The organism is Algoriphagus sp. NBT04N3 (genome assembly GCF_019443765.1).
GTDB classification, from domain to species: domain Bacteria; phylum Bacteroidota; class Bacteroidia; order Cytophagales; family Cyclobacteriaceae; genus Algoriphagus; species Algoriphagus ornithinivorans.
On the sequence record NZ_CP048415.1, the window covers coordinates 2,550,747 to 2,570,038 of the forward strand.

General features: G+C 39.6%; 17 protein-coding genes and 1 pseudogene. 13 read left to right on the forward strand and 5 right to left on the reverse strand.

The features are described 5' to 3' along the window. Position 1 precedes the first annotated feature (1 nt). Genes GYM62_RS11075 through GYM62_RS11085 form a run of 3 tightly spaced genes read left to right on the forward strand, consistent with a single transcriptional unit; the run spans position 2 to position 3,215 of the window. A complete protein-coding gene (locus GYM62_RS11075) occupies positions 2-2,077 on the forward strand; it encodes a prolyl oligopeptidase family serine peptidase (protein ID WP_219956434.1) in 2,076 nt (691 codons plus the stop codon). A gap of 2 nt (positions 2,078-2,079) precedes the next feature. Beyond that, entirely contained in the window at positions 2,080-2,505 is a 426-nt protein-coding gene (locus tag GYM62_RS11080) for a DUF1801 domain-containing protein (RefSeq protein ID WP_219956435.1), read from the forward strand. Continuing rightward, positions 2,502-3,215, forward strand: a complete 714-nt coding sequence (locus GYM62_RS11085; protein WP_219956436.1) for a DUF1835 domain-containing protein — start codon at positions 2,502-2,504, stop codon at positions 3,213-3,215. Before GYM62_RS11080 ends, GYM62_RS11085 begins: the two co-directional genes overlap by 4 nt. Before the next feature lie 153 nt (positions 3,216-3,368). Here GYM62_RS11085 and GYM62_RS11090 read toward each other — a convergent pair whose 3' ends face one another. Both GYM62_RS11090 and GYM62_RS11095 read right to left on the reverse strand, forming a co-directional pair. Next, positions 3,369-3,962, reverse strand: a complete 594-nt coding sequence (locus GYM62_RS11090; protein WP_219956437.1) for a hypothetical protein — start codon at positions 3,960-3,962, stop codon at positions 3,369-3,371. Between the two features lies 1 nt (position 3,963). Beyond that, positions 3,964-4,461 carry an RNA polymerase sigma factor gene (locus GYM62_RS11095; protein WP_219956438.1) on the reverse strand — a complete coding sequence of 166 codons (498 nt, stop codon included), beginning with the start codon at positions 4,459-4,461 and terminating at the stop codon, positions 3,964-3,966. A gap of 685 nt (positions 4,462-5,146) precedes the next feature. Here GYM62_RS11095 and GYM62_RS11100 point away from each other — a divergent pair. From GYM62_RS11100 to GYM62_RS11130, 7 genes and pseudogenes are all read left to right on the forward strand, one after another. Continuing rightward, positions 5,147-5,770 (forward strand): transposase, encoded by a 624-nt coding sequence (locus GYM62_RS11100; RefSeq protein WP_219956439.1) that lies wholly within the window; start codon positions 5,147-5,149, stop codon positions 5,768-5,770. Then, positions 5,755-6,204: pseudogene (locus tag GYM62_RS11105) on the forward strand (transposase); the annotation flags it as partial. The gene GYM62_RS11100 and the pseudogene GYM62_RS11105, both read left to right, overlap by 16 nt. Positions 6,205-6,616: 412 nt before the next feature. Then, the gene (locus tag GYM62_RS11110; RefSeq protein ID WP_219956440.1) at positions 6,617-7,525 is read left to right on the forward strand and encodes a GSCFA domain-containing protein; all 909 of its coding nucleotides are present in this window, start codon (positions 6,617-6,619) and stop codon (positions 7,523-7,525) included. A 56-nt stretch (positions 7,526-7,581) separates the two neighbouring features. Then, the gene (locus GYM62_RS11115) at positions 7,582-9,606 is read left to right on the forward strand and encodes a thioredoxin domain-containing protein (protein WP_219956441.1); all 2,025 of its coding nucleotides are present in this window, start codon (positions 7,582-7,584) and stop codon (positions 9,604-9,606) included. Positions 9,607-9,610: 4 nt separating this feature from the next. Continuing rightward, the gene (priA, locus tag GYM62_RS11120) at positions 9,611-12,130 is read left to right on the forward strand and encodes a primosomal protein N' (RefSeq protein ID WP_255590347.1); all 2,520 of its coding nucleotides are present in this window, start codon (positions 9,611-9,613) and stop codon (positions 12,128-12,130) included. 63 nt (positions 12,131-12,193) lie between these two features. Continuing rightward, on the forward strand, positions 12,194-12,460 hold the full coding sequence (locus GYM62_RS11125) for a DUF6364 family protein (protein WP_091655137.1): 267 nt from the start codon (positions 12,194-12,196) through the stop codon (positions 12,458-12,460). After that, on the forward strand, positions 12,444-12,860 hold the full coding sequence (locus GYM62_RS11130) for a PIN domain-containing protein (protein WP_219956442.1): 417 nt from the start codon (positions 12,444-12,446) through the stop codon (positions 12,858-12,860). The genes GYM62_RS11125 and GYM62_RS11130 overlap by 17 nt, the downstream gene beginning before the upstream one ends. Here the strand turns inward: GYM62_RS11130 and GYM62_RS11135 are convergent. Further along, positions 12,812-13,699 carry an alpha/beta hydrolase gene (locus GYM62_RS11135; RefSeq protein ID WP_219956443.1) on the reverse strand — a complete coding sequence of 296 codons (888 nt, stop codon included), beginning with the start codon at positions 13,697-13,699 and terminating at the stop codon, positions 12,812-12,814. The two genes, GYM62_RS11130 and GYM62_RS11135, sit on opposite strands and share 49 nt — an antisense overlap. A gap of 133 nt (positions 13,700-13,832) precedes the next feature. Between GYM62_RS11135 and GYM62_RS11140 the strand changes: the two genes are divergently transcribed. From GYM62_RS11140 to GYM62_RS11150, 3 genes are read left to right on the forward strand one after another with little or no spacing between them, the layout of a single operon-like run. After that, on the forward strand, positions 13,833-14,921 hold the full coding sequence (locus GYM62_RS11140) for an efflux RND transporter periplasmic adaptor subunit (RefSeq protein ID WP_219956444.1): 1,089 nt from the start codon (positions 13,833-13,835) through the stop codon (positions 14,919-14,921). Beyond that, the gene (locus GYM62_RS11145) at positions 14,918-16,174 is read left to right on the forward strand and encodes an ABC transporter permease (protein ID WP_219956445.1); all 1,257 of its coding nucleotides are present in this window, start codon (positions 14,918-14,920) and stop codon (positions 16,172-16,174) included. Before GYM62_RS11140 ends, GYM62_RS11145 begins: the two co-directional genes overlap by 4 nt. Further along, on the forward strand, positions 16,171-16,845 hold the full coding sequence (locus tag GYM62_RS11150; RefSeq protein ID WP_091655132.1) for an ABC transporter ATP-binding protein: 675 nt from the start codon (positions 16,171-16,173) through the stop codon (positions 16,843-16,845). Before GYM62_RS11145 ends, GYM62_RS11150 begins: the two co-directional genes overlap by 4 nt. A 336-nt stretch (positions 16,846-17,181) precedes the next feature. On the opposite strand, the gene GYM62_RS11155 is transcribed toward GYM62_RS11150, so the two are convergent. After that, entirely contained in the window at positions 17,182-18,177 is a 996-nt protein-coding gene (locus GYM62_RS11155) for a fasciclin domain-containing protein (RefSeq protein WP_219956446.1), read from the reverse strand. A gap of 48 nt (positions 18,178-18,225) precedes the next feature. Next, positions 18,226-19,101, reverse strand: a complete 876-nt coding sequence (locus tag GYM62_RS11160; protein WP_219956447.1) for a hypothetical protein — start codon at positions 19,099-19,101, stop codon at positions 18,226-18,228. Between the last annotated feature and the right edge of the window lie 191 nt (positions 19,102-19,292).

Genomic DNA, 19,292 nt, shown 5'->3' on the forward strand with positions numbered 1-19,292 from the left:
CATGAAGAAGACCACATCGCTTACTTTCATTCTATTCCTGACTTTTTGTTTTCTAGCAAAAGCCCAAAACTTTAGCATGGAACAAGTGGGGAAATTCAGCTTTCCCTCCGAACTGACCTCCTCCCCTTCAGGTGAAAAGATCGCCTGGGCCATGAACGAACAAGGAAAACGCAATGTGTATTTCGCTGAAGGCCCAGATTTTAAACCCACCAAACTCACTTCTTTCAATGAAGATGATGGGCAAGAAATCAGCAGTCTTCGATTTACTCCTGATGGAAATTGGTTGGTTTTTGTAAGAGGAGGCGACCATGGTGGTGGCAATGCTTCCTCAACTGTCAATGCACAAAATTTGCCCAAGCTTCCCAAGGTTGAAATCTGGAAAATCAATCTTCAAACAAAGGCCACTGCAGTCGTTACAGAGGGAGATGATTTCTTTTTAGGAGCAGGGCAACAATTGGTTTTTTTGAAAAATGGCCAAGTATGGAAAGCAGATATTTCAGGGAAGGATAAACCCACCCAATTATTTGAAGTCAAAGGTTCTGTTAATTCATTGGAATTTTCACCTGATGGAAAAAAGATAGCCTTTACCGTAAATCGGGGCGGGCATCAGCTTTTAGGCATATTCGAAAACACTCAAACACCCATACATTGGATAGCCCCTTCTTTTCATCGCTATTCTCAGCCTAAATGGTCTTCGGATGGAAATAAGATAGCTTTTATTAAAACATTGGGCGGTGAAGGAGGAGCCTTTTCTCTTTTGGAACCAAGACATGTCCCATGGGAAATTTGGATAGCAGATGTGAGCTCAGGAGAAGGCAAAATGCTTTGGAAAGCTCCCGAAACATTGAGAGGATCCTACCGCTATCCTTTTTTTGCTTTTCCCAACGCTAACGAGCTGATTTTCGAGTCTTACCAAGATGGGTGGCAACACTTATACTCCTTAGACATCAACTCGGGGACCACTACCTTACTGACTCCGGGAGATTATATGGTGGAACAAATCAAACTGAGCCCAGACAACAAGAAATTAGTCTTTTCGGCTAATACCGGTCCTGAAAAAGAAGATATGGATAGAAGGCATATTGGCTCCGTTGACCTTTTCAGCAAAAAACTCAATTGGGAAACTTCAGGAACTGGAATTGAGGCCTATCCGGTTACCATTGGCCAAGGGAATACGCTGGCATATTTTTCTGCAACCGCTCAAAGGCCTCATTTAGTCACCTTAAAAAAGGGAGCGGAAATACGCGTTTTACAGGAAAATTTGATTCCTTCTGATTTTCCTCAAACAAGCTTGGTTACACCCAAACAGGTCAGTTTTACTGCTCCAGATGGCACGATAGTCTATGGACAGCTTTTTGAAAAAGCCGGGGGACCTGCTCAAAAGCCAGGAGTAGTATTTGTTCACGGAGGTCCACAAAGGCAAATGCTTCTAGGCTGGAGCTACATGGATTATTATTCTAATACTTATGCACTCAACCAATATCTGGCAGAATTAGGTTTTGTTGTCCTTTCAGTCAATTTCAGATTAGGAATTGGTTATGGCTATGAATTTCATCGGCCTGCTTATGGATACTATCAGGGAGCTGTAGAGTATCAGGATGTAAAGGCTGGAGGAGAATTTTTGGCAGCTTTACCGCAAGTTGACCCTGATAAAATAGGGATTTACGGGGGCAGTTATGGCGGATTTTTGACTGCTTTGGCTTTAGCTAGAGACTCGGATTTATTTAAGGTTGGGGTGGACATCCATGGAGTTCATGACTTGGACGGAAGGTATGATTTACCGGATGGTTATGAAGTGGCTCCAGACTATGAAAAAGCTTTGGAAGTTGCATGGAAATCCTCCCCAATCGCAGATTTAGAAACTTGGACTTCACCTGTGCTCTTTATTCATTCCGATGATGACAGAAATGTCAATGTGAGCCAAACCACAGATCTAATTCGAAGATTTGAAGAATTGAATAAGCCCTATGAATCTATATTGATTCCCGGAGACACACATCATTGGATGAAATGGAGAAACATGATCCGGGTAGATCAAGCAACCGCAGATTTCTTGAAAAAACACTTAATGAACTGATTATGGCTGAAAATAAAACCCAAGCTACCGATGCCTCTGTGGACAAGTTTATCGAGGCAGTAGAATCTCCTAAAAAGAGGGAAGACGCCTATGCCTTAAAGAAGATGATGGAAGAAGTAACAGGTGAAAAAGCGGTTATGTGGGGTCCATCTATAGTAGGCTTTGGCCAATATCATTATAAGTATGATTCAGGAAGAGAGGGAGACTTTCTGATTGTAGGGTTTTCTCCCAGAAAAGCTTCAATTTCAGTTTATTTACTCGGATGCATGGAGAATAACTTTGATGAGTTATTATCCAAACTAGGAAAACATAAAATGAGTGTTTCCTGCTTATATATCAATAAGTTGACAGATATAAATGAATCCGTTCTACGGGAATTGATTAAAAAATCTTACGATTTTATGAAGGAAAAATATCCTTCCAGATGATTTACCACATACTCAATGGAGATGCATTGAAGGATCAGTTTCCGAAGGACATTATAGGTGAAAAGATCATATTCAGAGAATGCTTAATTGACGGTCCGATTGAATCTGATTTAGAGGAATCATTTTGGAAAACAAGAAAAAAATTCATTTCAGAGGATTATCACGATCTAAACTACGACACCTATTCCAAGGCCGAAATCGAGAAAATCTCCAAAATCCCGGATAAGTCAGAGGTTTATTTTTGGTTTGAGGAAGATTGCTTCTGTCAAGTAAATTTCTGGAAGGCCGTCAGTTTATTAGTTGCAAAAAATCATAAATCCTATCTAGTACTTCCCGATGAGAAGTCTCCTTACAGTTTTGCAAATCTTTCTCAAAAGGATTTACAGGATCAATTTCAAAATGCCCAGTTGCTTACAGATTCGGATTTATTACTTTTTAGAAAGCTTTGGGATCATTACAAAGGAGGGAATTTCGAAATGCTTACAAACGAAATTTCCGGCTATGAAAGTAGATTCCCCTTTTTATCCAAAGCAATCCAAGGAATAGAGGAGATCAAAAATCGTAATTTACCAGCTGAACTTTTAATCCAATTCAAGCAACAAAATCCCGACTCCACTTTTCAGGAAGCCTTTCGATACTTTTGTCAAATAGCTCCTCACTATGGTTTAGGTGATTTACAGGTATTGAGAATTTGGGAGAAAATAGGATAATAAAGTCAGAAGCTACGGTATTTATAGAACGTACAAAAAAGGGCTTCGGCTCAGATCAACCTGACAGCAGATATAACTATCATTTGACACAAAGTCGAAACCCTAATTAGTCTAACTCTAATTGAAAAAAACTCTAGTTTTTTGAGTCCTCAATCAATCCAAATTTTTCAAAACTTCCTCTGAATCCTTAAGCGAAGCCTGATACTTCTTCATCACAAAACGAGTAAAAAAGAATAAGAATATAAATCCTATTGGTACATATCCCAACCAATACCAAGACCTCTCAACCATACTTGGATCTCCTGCCAACTCCATCAAAGGAGGAAGGATAGTGATCAGAAAAATCACTGATAGGTAAAGTCCATATTTTTGAACCTTCCAAAATCGCTTTTTATCTCTTTGAAACTTTTCCAATACCCGAACCGGTGCACTCTCTCCCAGATCCAGTTGATTCAAGCTCCAGATTGATTTGAGACTGAATACCGGTATAATAGTGACAATCAAAATATTTAAGATCATCAATACCTGATTAACCGGATTTTGTAACTGAGGAAACTTATAAATAAAGTATCCTGCACAGGCAAAACAGATTACACTTCCCAATATTTCCGAGAATGCGACTTGCCCTATTTTTTGTCTATATTTTTTTTGAGTCATTTCCATGAGTATCTCCTTTTGAATTTTTTCCTGTTGTTCTACTTTGACGCTAAGGTCCTCCCAAAGCGATTTCATTTCTTCTAATTCCATGTTAGTATGCTTTATTGGAGTGAACGCCTTGCTTTAATTTCTGCTTTATCCGCGACATACGCGTACCTACATTACTGATGCTGATTCCCACGATTTCAGAAATTTCTTCATGGTTTTTTCCTTCTAGATAGAGAAAGACAATCCCTCTGTCCAGCAGATTCAGTTTTCTGATCTCTGCATAGAGCTGAGTTATTTTTTCTTCCTTTATGGGATCTTTTTCATCCGCAATCTCTACTCTCAAGCCCTCCAAAGGCACTGCAGTCACCTTTTTCTTGGATTGATTAAGATGCGTAATTGCCGTATTCATACCCACCCTGTAAAGCCAGGTACTGGGTTTGGACGCTTTTTTAAACTGATCAAAAGATTTCCAAGTCTGATAGACAATTTCCTGATAGAGATCATTTTGCTCCTCTCGATCCCGGGTATATATAGTGGTGATCTTATAGATCAGTCCCTGGTTTTCCTGAATGAGCTGAACAAATTCTTGATCCTTATTCATTGAATGGCTTTTGACTTATTAGTCTGAAAGAGTTGGAAAAAATCACAGTTGAACTCATCTTTTTTTAAAAATTATGAAAAAATCTTCATAACAGCCTTTAGAAAAAGTTTGACCCCTTCAGGGTCATGAAGAGCTAGCGGTATATTTTTTTCGTTCCACGGGTTGCACCTGCCTACCGGCAAAGGCCATAGCCGTCAGTTTAGCAAGCTAAAACCTTGTGGGTGAGTTTATTTATGAACAAAGCGTAGATCCCCATTGGGATCTTTCTTCCTTTTGCTCATATTTGTATAATGTTTTTTTAGTTTAAAAAGGCGGTTGGAATCACGGTCTACCGCCTTTTTTCTTCTTCTAATATACGGATTTTTGAGGGTTAAAAGATAGAAAATCAATGGTTTATACAGAAAAAAGACCAGATTTTAAAAGAAAAATTTCTCCTAAATTTCAACCCCAAATCCATCAATTCATTCGCCAAAGAAACCGGCTATTCGATCAGGAAATCGAAGCTCGATGGTTTCGGTTTCCTGTTGAGCCTCATGTTTTCTTATCAACGGGGGAAAGATTTCAGTCTCCTAGATATGGCTTCCTTTCTATTTCAGGAATTCGGGATTAACATCACCAAGCAGTCGCTTCATGACCCGTTTACTTCACCCGCTGTCGACTTTCTAAAAAGTGTCTTGACTGTCTTTTGACTCAAAAGATCAGCTATAGTGGCGAAAAGCAGGCACTCAAAACTCATTTCAACCGGATTCGGATTAAGGATTCCACCAAATTTGCCCTCCCAGATTCTTTTTCTGCAAAGTACAAAGGGTACGGAGGGGCGCTTCATCACTCTTCTTCGATGATCAGTGTCCAATATGAATATGATTTTCTCAGTGGGCAGAGTCTTGATCTCAGGCTTACTTCCGGGGTGATGAATGATCAGTCTGACTCAGCCGATTTTACCCATGATATTCAGGAAAATGATCTTTTTCTCAGAGACATGGGCTATTGTACCCTGGGATTTCTTTCCAAGATTCACTCAGCCAAAGCCTACTTTATCAATCGGTTGACACCACAGGTTAATATTTATTCAGAACGGGACTCAAAAGATCCAGTGGAGATCAACTCCTACCTCAAGAAGCTCAAAAAAAATAAGTTGGAATATCTGGAAATGTCTGTTTTTCTGGGGAAAAAAGAAAGAGTTCCTGTTCGGATTGTGGTTTCGCTTGCCGATGAGACTACCTACGAGAAAAGACTCGAAAAACCTCAAAACAGGCAAAATCTACGGGAAACAAGGTTTCGGACAAATTTAAGGCAAGGGCAAGGTTAAATATCATGATTACCAATGTTCCCGCTGAGATGCTGAAAGGAAAAGACATCAGGAAAGTATATTCCTTACGTTGGCAAATCGAGCTGATCTTCAAAACCTGGAAATCGCTGGTCACCATTGACGAGTTTAATACCAAAAAAATCCATCGGTTTGAATGCCAACTTTATGGAAAGTTGATCTGGATTATTCTTAATCTAAATATTTTCAATTGGTTACAAAATCAGGTATTACAAAAGAACAAGGTGTTATGCAGTGTTTGGAAATACTTCAGGCTGATCCAAAACATATCAAATCATCTAATCAATGCTTTGAAAAACCATAAAGAGTTGATATCCTTACTTGATCAACTCAAAGAATTTGCTCCTAAAATTTTATACCTAGAAAAGAAAAAAGGAAAACTAGCCTTAAATGAGATACTTAAAACCTTAACCTGACGGCTATGACCGGCAAAGGCAGGCCCGTGGTTATTATAAGGTTAAATCCTTTCAGGATTTTAATCACCTTAAAGTTATTACAAAAAGATTAAACGGTCTTTCAGTTTCAATAACCACGAAGTGGTTAAACCTCTCAATAACCGCCAGTGAAACTGGTGGAAAGAATGCTCCATCATCTCCCCACACCAACTCTGAAGGAGTTGAACTTACCTATATAAGTTCGATCCCATCAGGGTCAGAATTTCATTACTGCTTTTTTTTCCACGGATTCACATGTAGATATAGAAAATTAAGTGACCCATAGGAAGCTTAAAAAGCTTCAATTCTGTAATTTCACAGCATGCAATGGATGACTAATTTTTCGATTCCCGAAAGCCCTTCCCCTATCACTTATCAGTCCAAAATTTTAAGTATGGGCTCCTGCTTTGCTGATTCTATGGGAAGGCGGATGAAAGAAGCCAAGTTTGATATTCTAGTCAACCCTTTTGGTACCATTTTTCACCCCAGTATCTTGGCGGAATTGTTAGATCATGCCCTATTCAAGGACAAATTAAATGAAGGGGGAATTCTGCAGCGGGAAGATCTATTTTTCCACTATTCAAGTCATTCTGATTTGAATGCGAAATCCAAAGAAGAGCTTAGAGAAAAGTGGGCTCACCAGATCGAACAAACCCATCAATATCTCAAAGATGGGTCACATTTAATCCTGACATTTGGTACTGCCTGGATTTATGAGCATCAGGACTTTGGACCTGTAGCCAATTGTCACAAACAGCCTCAAAATTTATTTAACAAGAAGATCACAGATCTTGATAGAATGGTGCTTGATCTCTTCCATGTTTTGGACAACTTTTCTAGAGCCTTTCCAGACCTCAAAATTATTTTAACAGTCAGCCCAGTTAGACATATCAAGGATGGCATCCCTGAAAATCAATTGAGTAAAAGCCTCTTGAGAGTACTTTGCTCAGAATTGGAAAGAAAACTTGATTCGGTTTCCTATTTTCCTTCCTATGAAATCATGATGGATGAGCTAAGGGATTATAGATTTTACAAAGAAGATAGAATCCACCCGACAGAAGAAGCCGAAAACTACATCTGGGAAAAGTGGGTAAAAAGTCAATTCACCCGTGAAACGCTAGTTACCTATCAGGAAATTCAAAAGGTAAATCGTGAACTTGCTCATCGTCCACTTAATCCTGAAAGCAAATCGCATCAGAAATTCTTACAGAACTTAAAAAGTAAACTTGAACTATTAAACGAGGAATTTGATTTTTCCAATGAAATCGAAACTGTTTCAAAAACGCTCCAAGGATTTCATTAAAGAATAATCTTCAATACAATTAATCCTCAAAGAGTTCTCTATAAATTATCAAATCAATGAATCGACTCATTCATAGTCAAAGTCCCTATCTTCTCCAACACGCTCATAATCCAGTAGACTGGTATCCATGGGGAGAAGAAGCACTGGAAAAAGCTAAGAGAGAGAACAAGCCCATCTTGGTATCCATAGGCTACTCAGCATGCCATTGGTGCCATGTGATGGAAAGGGAGAGCTTTGAAGATGAGGTCACCGCAGATTTAATGAATGAGCACTTTATATGCATCAAGATAGACCGAGAAGAGCGACCTGATTTGGATAATATCTATATGGATGCGGTTCAGGCCATGGGATTACAGGGAGGATGGCCATTGAATGTTTTTTTGATGCCTAACCAAAAACCATTTTACGGAGGAACCTATTTCAAGAATCATCAATGGAAGGGTCTTTTGGCAAATATCGCAGATGCTTTCTCAAAGCATGAGGATCAGCTGGCTGAAAGTGCGGAAGGATTCGGGAAAAGTCTAGCCCGACGAGAAACCGAAAAATATGGGATTTCAGCAGGAGAACTTGATTTTGATCCGGATGATTTGGCTGAAATAAGCTTAAAACTCAGCTCCCAGTTTGATATGGAATGGGGAGGAATGAATCGTGTCCCCAAATTCCCTATGCCTTCCATCTGGCTTTTCACACTTGATTACGCCTTACTTTCCAAAAATGAAGACTTGAAGGAAAAAGTTTTTTTTACCCTGAAGAAAATCGGCATGGGTGGTATTTATGATCATTTGAGAGGTGGTTTTGCCAGGTATTCTGTAGATGGAGAATGGTTTGCTCCCCATTTCGAAAAGATGTTGTATGATAATGGTCAATTGGTTGAGCTTTATGCCAAGGCATACCAAGTTAGTGGTGATCATTTTTTCTTGGAAAAAGTTGAAGAAACCATCGCCTGGCTTGAAGCGGAAATGCTAGAGGAAGAAGGTGGATTTCATGCAGCACTAGATGCAGATAGCGAAGGAGTAGAAGGAAAATTTTATACTTGGACCTATGCTGAATTGGCAAATTTGGTTGGAGATGAACTCCCTTGGCTGAATAAATTATACAATCTCAAACCCAATGGAAATTGGGAAGATGGGGTAAACATCTTATTCCAAACTGAAAGCTATTCTCAAATTGCTTCAGAATTTGGTATGTCAGAAGATGACTTTAAAAAGAAAATCAAGCAAGTTAAAAACAGCCTGCTTGAGGTCCGAAATCAAAGGATTTTTCCAGGCAAAGATGATAAAATTCTATCCGGATGGAACGCCATAATGAGTTCAGGCCTGATCCAAGCATATCATGCAACTGGCAATCATCATTACTTGAAGCTCGCTTTGAATAATTTAGATTTCATCAAAGAAAAGCTCTACCAAAAAGATTTGCTCTATAGATCTTACAAAAACGGTCATCACTACACTCCCGCATTTTTGGAAGATTACTCTCAGGTGATCAAAGCCAATTTGATGGCATTTGAAGCCAGTGGAAAATTAGCCTATTTAGAGTTTGCCCAAAAATTAAGCGATTATTGTCTAGAGGCTTTTTATGATGAAAGCGATGGATTCTTCTTTTTCAACAATCCCAAAGCAGAAAAGCTTATTGCAGACAAAAAAGAACTCTTTGACAATGTCATTCCTGCCTCCAATTCTGTCATGGCCCGAAACCTACACAGACTTTCGATATTTACTTATGAAGAGAAATACGGTGAAGTCGCTTCCAAAATGCTGGGAGGAATGAAAAGCTTAATTTTAAAAGAACCCGGGTTTCTCTGTAATTGGGCCTCTTTTTTATTAGAGTCGCTTGTTCCTACTGCTGAAATTGGAATCTTGGGAAAAGGCGCTCATGAAAAGGCTATAGAAATTCAGCGAGGCTATCAACCGAATACCATAGTAGCTTGGGCAGAAAACATGACAGAAACTGCCCCTATTCTTTCCGATAAAAAGCCTGATTCGGATGGAAATGCCTTAATTTATGTCTGCTTTGACCATACTTGTCAAAAACCGGTCTCAAGCATAGAAGAAACTATTTCACAACTACCCTATCTAGCCTGATTCAGTGCAAAGCCTTTTTGGAGAAGAAGATAATATGATGATGGAATCCGGGAAAAATTTCGCGGATATCATACTTCCTGTGCCCATTCCAAGGATGTTCACTTATAAAATTCCAAAAAATCTGGCTTCCGAAATTCAAATTGGCGCCCGGGTAATTGTTCAATTTGGCCGAAAAAAGATCCTAACTGGAATCATTGGTAAAGTTCATAATAAGCCTCCTCAGGCATACGATGCCAAGCCTATTTTGGAAGTACTGGATGATCAACCATCCGTAAATCCACTTCAAATCAGATTTTGGGTTTGGCTGGCCAGCTATTATTGCTGCCATATAGGTGAAGTCATGCATGCGGCTTTGCCTTCAGGCTTGCGCCTATCTTCAGAGTCAAAGGTTCAGGCAAACCCAAATTTTGACCGGGAAAATGCTGCCTATCCTATGGATGAAAGGGAAGATAAAATCCTGGACGCCTTAGAAAATCAGGCAGAATTGAGCTATGAAGACTGTGAAAAAATTCTTGGCGTCAAGACCATACATCCCATATTGAAGAGTTTGGTTGCCAAAGAGGCAGTATTGATTTTTGAAAAAGTACAGGAAAAATACAGCCCAAAAATTGAAACCAGAGTCCGGATCAAAGCAGAAATCGCATCTGATAAAAAAGCATTGGAAGGAGTTTTTGAGGGATTGGCAGGAAAAGCCAAACAGGAGTCCATTCTGCTAAAATACCTTAGGGATGTCCCTGTTTTCAAAAACATCAAACTCAATGAAAAGGGAGTTGATAAGGCTACCTTGTTGGAAGAGGGGGATTCCGAAAGCTCTTTGAAAACCCTGATCAAAAATGGTGTTTTTGAAAGCTTCAAAGTGGTAGTCAACCGCATCGAAGAAATGGAGCCTGAAAAAGAACCGGCCAAACTTTCGGATTCACAGGAGCAAGCGGTAGCAGAAATCCACCAACATTTTGAGGAGAAGCAATGCGTCTTACTCCACGGGATTACAGGAAGCGGTAAAACTGAAATCTACATCAGACTAATTCAGGAAGTTTTGGAAAGTGGTTCGCAGGTACTTATGCTGCTTCCTGAAATTGCCCTGACAACTCAAATAGTCAGCAGATTACAGCAAGTCTTTGGTTCGAAGATGGGAGTCTATCATTCCAAATATTCAGATAATGAACGTGTGGAAGTTTGGAACGGAGTTCTTTCAGGCCGGTTCTCATTTGTAGTGGGGGTTCGTTCCTCCATTTTTCTCCCATTTGATTCCCTGGGTTTAATTATTGTCGATGAGGAGCATGAATCCAGTTTCAAGCAATTTGATCCAGCACCTAGATTTCAGGCTAGGGATTCCGCCATTATGCTGGCTTATTTTCATCAAGCCAAAACGCTGTTGGGTTCTGCTACTCCATCTTTTGAATCTTATTTCAATGCACTTCAGGAAAAATACGGCTATGTGCAGTTGCATCAGCGCTATGGAGAAGCTCAACTCCCACAATATCATCTCGCCAATCTGAGTGCAGACCGTAAAAAAAATCTCTTGAAGCTGGATTCAACCCGCTTGATGAGAGAAAAAATTCAAGATGCACTCAGCAAAAATGAACAAGTCCTGATTTTCCAGAACAGACGCGGATACTCGCCATACATTCAGTGTGAAGACTGTGGCTGGACGGGTCAATGTGTGCAATGCGATGTCAGCCTAACCTACCATCAATTTGCGGAAGAATTGCGCTGTCATTATTGCGGTTATAAGGAGAAGGTTCCCAGCTCCTGCCCGGCATGTGCCAGCACCCAACTTTCTACCATGGGTATGGGAACAGAGCGGATAGAAGAATCCTTAAGTATGCTTTTCCCGGAAGCCAGGTTGGGACGGATGGACTTGGATACTACCCGAAATAAATATGGGTATCAGCGATTATTGGAGGAATTCGGAGCTGGTCAGATCGATATTTTAGTAGGAACCCAGATGATCACCAAAGGACTGGACTTTGGAAGAGTTACCGTAGTCGGGATTTGGGATGGGGATAGGATTTTAAATTTCCCGGATTTCAGAGCTGGCGAAAGAGCTTATCAGCAAATTACGCAAGTTGCAGGTCGCGCAGGTAGAAGAGCTACTCAGGGAGAGGTAATCATTCAAACCAGAAATCCCGATAATGATATTTTTGAGAAGGTAATTAAGGGAGATTATTATGAGTTTTTCCGTCAGGAAATGATGGAAAGGAAAAAGTTTTATTATCCCCCATATGTTAAGCTGGTCAAGATTACCACCAGGCATTCTGATTTTAAAACTACCGAAAAAGCCGCCAATGCACTTCATCGGGAAATGGCACAGATTACAGTAAAGAAAATCGTTCTAGGCCCAGAAAAAGCCCTAATTGGCAGGATCAAAAATCAATATCAATTTGAAAGTTTGATCAAGCTAGATCGGTCAGGCGCTACCCAAACAAGCTTCAAAGAAAGGCTGGCTGAAATACTGGAAGAATTACAATCCAGGCCGGAATTTCGCTCAGTACGATGGATTGTCGATGTAGATCCATCTTAAAACCAGCTTCTTATAGAACGAATAGTTAAATAATGCGTATATTTAAATATTAATACGCATCAAATGAAAAAGCGCCTAAATATTACTATTGATGCAGAGCTGCTTGATAAAATCAAGCGGTATGCAGACAAAGAGGAGAAAAGTATTTCCAGCCTAGTGGAAGAGCATTTCGAAAAACTCATTAGTCGCAAAACCGGATTGCCCGAAGGAATGTCGCTGGTGGAATACATGCAGTCATTACCTAAATTCGATTTCCCTGAAAATTTTGATTACAAAGAAGAATACTACAAGGCTAAGGCAAAAAAATTAGGGTATGAAGATCTTTTTTGACGTTAACGTAGTACTGGACATAGCCATAAAAAGAACAAAAGATCCCGGAATTTTCAACAAACTTACTTTTGCTCTAGAAAGCGGAAAAATCAAAGGCTATGTAACAACTGGGTTAATTCAAACAGTCTCCTACTTCCTTCTTAAGTACCTTGATTATAACAAAACCAGAGAAATATTAACCATTATTGTTCCTATGTTTCATTTTTTGGATGGAGATGAAAAAGATATACTTAATGCTCTTAGGATGGATTCTAAAGATATCGAAGATGCTATTTTTTATCAAATCTCATTATCAAATCAAATCGATGCTATAGTCACCTCCGACAGAGATTTTTTAAAGTTATCTAATACCTATTTGCCGGTGCTAACTCCGGAAGAGCTCGTCCGAAGACTTGATTGAGAATTGATGAAGTCCAAAATATCCTCATATCCCTTACTCCAAGTCCAAAAAAACTGAGTAATCATGGGAATGTGCTTGGTTTTTGGGTAAAAGGAGTAAGTTAAATCGGTCCCTTTTTGCTCAGCAGCTCTACGAAACCGCTCCACGGTCAGCCGGATGCCCGGGTATGTCTCCTCTCCTTCCAAAATCATGATGGGTATTTCATTTCCCTCCAAAAAATAAATCGGAGAATAAGCTTTCCAAATTTCTGGATCATCTGTAAAGGCATCATAATTTTCAGTTCCTTTGGGTCTCCCTTTCATTTCGCTTAAAAACCAAAACCAATCCAACCCAGCAGGATCATTTAAAATGGCTCCTTTTAATGGGTTTTTTAAGCCTAATTCCTGAAAGGGTTCTTCTTTAATGGCTACCAAAGCCGCTAAATGACCTCCCGCAGAATGTCCTGAAATATAAATTTGATCCGGATCTCCTCTGTATTTTGAAATATTTTCAAAGACCCACTTCACTGCCAGGGCACTTGCCTTTTCCATAGCAGGAACTTGATAATCCGGAGCTAAGGGATAATCGATGATAACTGTCACCACTTTTCTCCTGGCCATTCTACTTCCCAAAAAGTCATAAATCTCTTTCTTCCCCTTATTCCAACTTCCGCCATGAATGAAAATTAAAACAGGTAAATCTTCTCCTTTTCTGGGAGCAAAAATATTCAGGTCCTTAGCCGGTAATTCCGACTCGTTTTGATCCGAGATATAAGTAATATTTTTACTTCGTCTGATTGGCTGGAAAGCACAGGATTGCAGAATTAAGGCAAGAAGAAAAAGGCTGTATTTTTTTTGCATTGGAATAATTATTCGATTTAATTAACTGAGCTTCAAACTCAATGTTTTTATAAAATTTATGGCCCGGGTGATTTTTATCATGAAAAAAGCTGGACTACTTTCCTTAATTTGAAAAGAATCAAAGACCTAACGGATGAAATTTATCCTTCGTGTATTTCTTTTCCTAGCAATTAGCCTGAGTATTTTCTCCTGTTTTCCTTCTGAGCAGGAAAGCACCTATCCCGAACTCACATCCATTACCGAATCGGTTTATGCTTCTGGCTTGATAAAAGCAGTAAACCAATATGAGGCTTTTGCCAATAACACTGGCCCTATTCAGGAGATTTTTGTAAAGGAAGGTGATTTAGTCGAAGAAGGAACCCCTATCCTCGCCATTTATAATGAGCAGGAGAGACTAAATAGGGAAAATGCTGAACTGGCACAGGTTTTTGACGATTACCAACAAAACCAATCCAAACTGAGAGATCTTCAGCTCACCATAGATTTTGCAAAGAGTAAAATGCAAAATGATTCTATGCTTTTTGTACGGCAGAAAAACCTTTGGGAAAAGAATATCGGGACTGCAGTGGATTTGGAGCAGCGAAGATTAAGCTTCGAAAACTCCCAAACTGCCTACGAATCAGCTCTTATTCGATATCAAGACTTGAAAAGAGAAATAGAGTTCAATTCCAAAAGTGCATCAAAAAGCTTGGCAATCAGCAGAGCTTTGGAAAGTGAATTTGTCTTGAAAAGCAGAATCAAAGGCAAAGTTTATGCGCTTCCCAAAGAAAAGGGAGAAATGGTCAATCCCCAGACTCCGGTAGCCACATTAGGAAGTGAAAATCATTTCCTCATGGAGCTTCAAATTGACGAATATGATATATCAAAAATAGAAATTGGGCAGCAGGTGATCGTAACCATGGATAGCTACAAAGGAGAAACTTTTCAGGGAATTGTTAGTAGGATATTTCCTTTGATGGATAGCAAGTCCAAAAGCTTTACGGTTGAAGCCACTTTTACCAAAGAACCTAAAGTTCTATACCCTAACCTGAGTTTGGAAGCAAATATTATTACAGCCACAGCCGAAAACTCCCTAGTCATACCACGAAACTTCCTCATTAATGATGAATTGGTCATCAATTCTGATGGAGATACAATTCCTGTGAAAATTGGCATTAGAAACTTTCAATTCGCTCAAGTATTGGAAGGAATTGGAAAAGAAACCCAACTGATCAAACCATGAAATGGTCCTTGATCATAGAGCTTTCAAAAGCCTTGATGTTTGCCAGAATCAAGCAAACGGCAGTAGCTGCAGTTGGCGTCATGTTCAGCATCACCATGTTTGTGGCCTTATTAGGATTCATGAATGGGCTCAATACCATGCTGGACGGATTGGTACTGAATAGAACACCTCATATCCGATTTTATAATGAGATCAAGCCAAATCCTAATCAGCCTATAGACCAAACACTGGAATTTTCTGAATCGCTCAATATCATCCGGTCCATTAAGCCCAGTACAAGCAGATTAGCCATTCATGATGCAGAAAAAATTATTCAAACTCTGCAAGCTGATCCAAGAGTTTTGGGTGTAAGCCCGAAAATATCATCCCAAGTATTCTTTAATGTAGGAACTATCGATCTCACTGGAATTGTAAATGGGATTGATGTGGAAAAAGAAGCTCAGCTATTTGCCTTTACTGATTACATCACATCTGGTGATTATTCGGAATTGGCACAGACCAATACCATTATTTTGGGAAAAGGGGCTGCAGACCGGATGTTGGCAGATGTTGGGGATGTGATTCAAGTAACCACAGCCCAAGGAAACAGAATCCAACTGAAGGTTGTGGGCTACTATCAATCCGGTCTGGGAGATTTCGATAACAGTAACAGCTTTGCTTCTCTCACCACAGTACAAAAAATGCTGGGCGAATCACCTTCCTACGTAACAGATATTCAAGTGAAGCTAAAAGATCTGGACTTGGCTCCTGATATGGCAAAAGAAATGGAGAAAATTTTTGGCATTGACGCCGATGATATTCAAACTGTCAATGCACAGTTTGAAACAGGAACACAGATCAGAACTTTGATTTCCTATGCAGTGGGTATCACTTTATTGGTGGTTTCAGGTTTTGGGATATACAATATTCTCAACATGATGATCTACGAGAAATTGGATACGATAGCTATTCTCAAAGCAATAGGGTTTAACGGCACAGATGTCAATAGGATTTTTATCACTATTGCGCTTAGCATAGGATTGATTGGTGGTGCTTTTGGATTGATTCTAGGCTTTTTAGCATGCCTCGGAATAGACCAAGTTCCATTTGAAACAGATGCCTTGCCCACTATTAAAACTTTCCCGGTAGATTATAACCCGAAGTATTACCTGATCGGGGGTTCTTTCAGTTTGATCACCACCTATTTGGCAGGCTTCTTTCCAGCCAGAAAAGCGAGTAGCGTTGACCCTGTGGATATAATTAGAGGAAAATGAGACCTACAGTTCTACAAGCAGAAAATATTGATAAGTTTTTCTATAACCCTACCAAAACACAGGTATTGAAAAAGGTGAGTTTTGAAATAAAAAAGGGGGAATTTATCTCCGTGGTAGGTAAGTCAGGCTGTGGAAAATCAACACTGCTCTATATTCTTTCTACCATGGATACAGATTATCAGGGAAAACTATCCATAGATAATCAGTTGGTGACAGATAGGTCTGCAGATCATTTAGCAAAGTTGAGAAACGAAAAAATTGGATTCGTATTTCAGTTTCATTATCTCCTGAATGAATTTTCAGCATTGGAGAATATCATGATTCCGGGTTTAAAACTTGGGAAAGTTTCGAGAGAAGAATTGGAGCATAGGGCAATGGAAAAACTTAGAATTTTCGAGATGGAGGAGCATGCTTTGAAAAAAGCCAATCAGCTTTCCGGAGGACAAAAGCAAAGGGTTGCGATTGCCAGAGCCCTGATCAATGACCCTTTGTTGATAATGGGAGACGAACCTACCGGAAATCTGGATAAAAAGAACTCTGATATCGTGTATAATAAATTCAAAGAGCTAACTCAAGAGTTTGGGCAAACCATGTTGATTGTAACACATGATCCAGAATTTGCTGCCGGAACAGACCGTACCATCGAAATGGAAGATGGTAGAGTAATTTAAAGACACCCCTCCCTACCCGTTTTGCTGGCACGATCGCTCATTTCCAAATATAAAAATAGGGCCAGCGCTGGGATTAATTAATTCCATTGATCCAGGGGTTAAAACCCCAAGCTAGAAAATCTTCCGCTCCTATGGAGTTGGCCCTAAACCTCAATTATTGGGATATTTCACTGAAAGCGTATTTCTATTGTATTTCAACTGTATTTCTCTTTATCTGCTCCTCGGAATTTGTAATCCCGAGGCCTCACTTTAGGGTTTTTTATCCAAATACATTAATTCACAAAAAAAGCCGACCTGAACTCAATCAGATCGGCTTTTATATACTCTAAATAGTTCTTACAAATTAGGTAAAAGAACTCTATCAATTACGTGTACAATACCATTTGTTGTCTGCACATCAGGAATCACCATGTTTGCCGGAGTGTTATTTCCGACCCCTCTTACTGTTAGTGTTCCTTCAGTAAATGCACCCAAAGTCAATGGATCTCCACCTAACGGGCTTACATTTCCTGCATTCAATTCACTTGTAAATTTCTCACCTACAAAAACGTGGTTCAACAATACCTGACCAACCACATTAGCTGGCAATTGTCTGATATCAGAAGGCTGGTTGAAGGTCAATCCAAGCGCTGCTCCCAAATCTTTGAAAGCTTGATCAGTTGGTGCAAAGACAGTAAACTTAGGACTTCCTGGACTTGCAGTCAAAGCTTCAGCAAGACCTGCATAAACTACTGCCTCCACCAAGAAGCTCAATTCTGGATTGATAAATACATTGGCTGACTGAAGAGCAATGGCAGACTGTACGATATCCGCACCAGTAGCGATCATTACTTTGTCAATTACATGGACTGTTCCATTACTTGCATCTACGTCAGTCGCAAGAATCTTTGATCCATTGATATACAAATCACCTCCTCTTTGGATAAATCTTCTCTGTGGTCCCAAAGCTGATGCAGACATTCCGCCAGCAGTTATATTGGAAGAAAGCAAGTTGCCATTGGATACGTGATACAAAAGTGTATTTGTCAAGAATGGAACCTGCAATACACCAAGTGTTTCCTCATTTAGACCCAATCTTGCAAAAGCAGTATTGGTTGGTGCGAAAACCGTGTAAGCTCCAGAAGGATCATTTGGGTTTGAATTACTCAATACACCGGCTACTCCTCCTCTTACCGCTGCAGCTTCCAATACGCTGAAGTCAGCATTTGCAACCGCAACGAAAGCGATAGATGGGCTTTCATCTTCATAGGATGAAACTGATTCACAGGCTGTGAACGTGATGACTGCAAAAAGGGCAATCAATGTGGATTTAATATTTAATATATTTTTCATGTCTTTAATTAATTGAATGTTAACTGTATCAGCTGTATAAGTGATTGATTAAAAAGAAAATGCTAGACCAGCGTAATAACCTGTTGATTTTCCTACGTTTCTACCGGCGATGTAAGAGTTAACTCCACCTACAATCCCTGCAAATTTGGCTACAGGCACATATCCGTTAAGTCCAATTCTTGTGAAATTCACTCTTGTAGCTGGGAAGAAACCTGTAAATCCTTCACCCAAAATGTCTACTCCATCTTTGCTGGATAGTTGGTTGGAAATAAAAGCATCCAAGTAAAATGCAGAACCTGCATAACCAAGCTTCAACTCACTCAACACAGCATTTGGAACTTGATTGCTTCTTAAGCTGTATCCCAATTGTCCTGTTGCAAATAGACCAAAGTCAGTCATAAATTGTGCGATACCAAAACCTGTGAATCTGGTGGACTCATTACCGATGGCAATGATAGACTGCAGTCCTTCATCCGCTGAATAATTCCCTAGTGGAGTTTCAATACCTACAGAACCTATGATATCCAATTGGTTAGTACCCACTGCTTTTGACAAGAAGCTATACTTACCATAGATTTTGATGTCTTGGATACCGGATCTTTCATTTTCAAATCCGTTATTCTGCAAAACTGCCTCGGAAGCATTTCCTTCACTTTTAATATATGGAAGGTTCACAATCACGTTGAAGCGATCAGAAATACCGAACTCCCCATAAAGTGAAGTACTGGAAATAGTTACTTCATTAAACACTGGTACCCCATCTACTTCGGTAGGAACCAAAAAGACTCTGTCATAAGACTCCCTAAACTGGGTCAACACAACGGAACCTTCACCTTTCTTCTTCATAAACCCACTAACGGGACTTTGGGCCAGGGCAAAACCTGTGACCAACAACATCAAACTGGTAAGTAATGGAATTCTCATAATTCAGTAATTAAATAGTATTTGTTTTGAGCTAAAATTTTTCAGAGTCTCATTCGAACTAAAAACTTTGATAACCATCTTATCGAAAATGCTAAAAGCTGATTATTTGATTTTAGGTCTTTATCAACACCTGAACACACTTACGAGGCGGAGTTGAAGGCTGGATTGAGTAAAAGGATAAAAATCTAGAT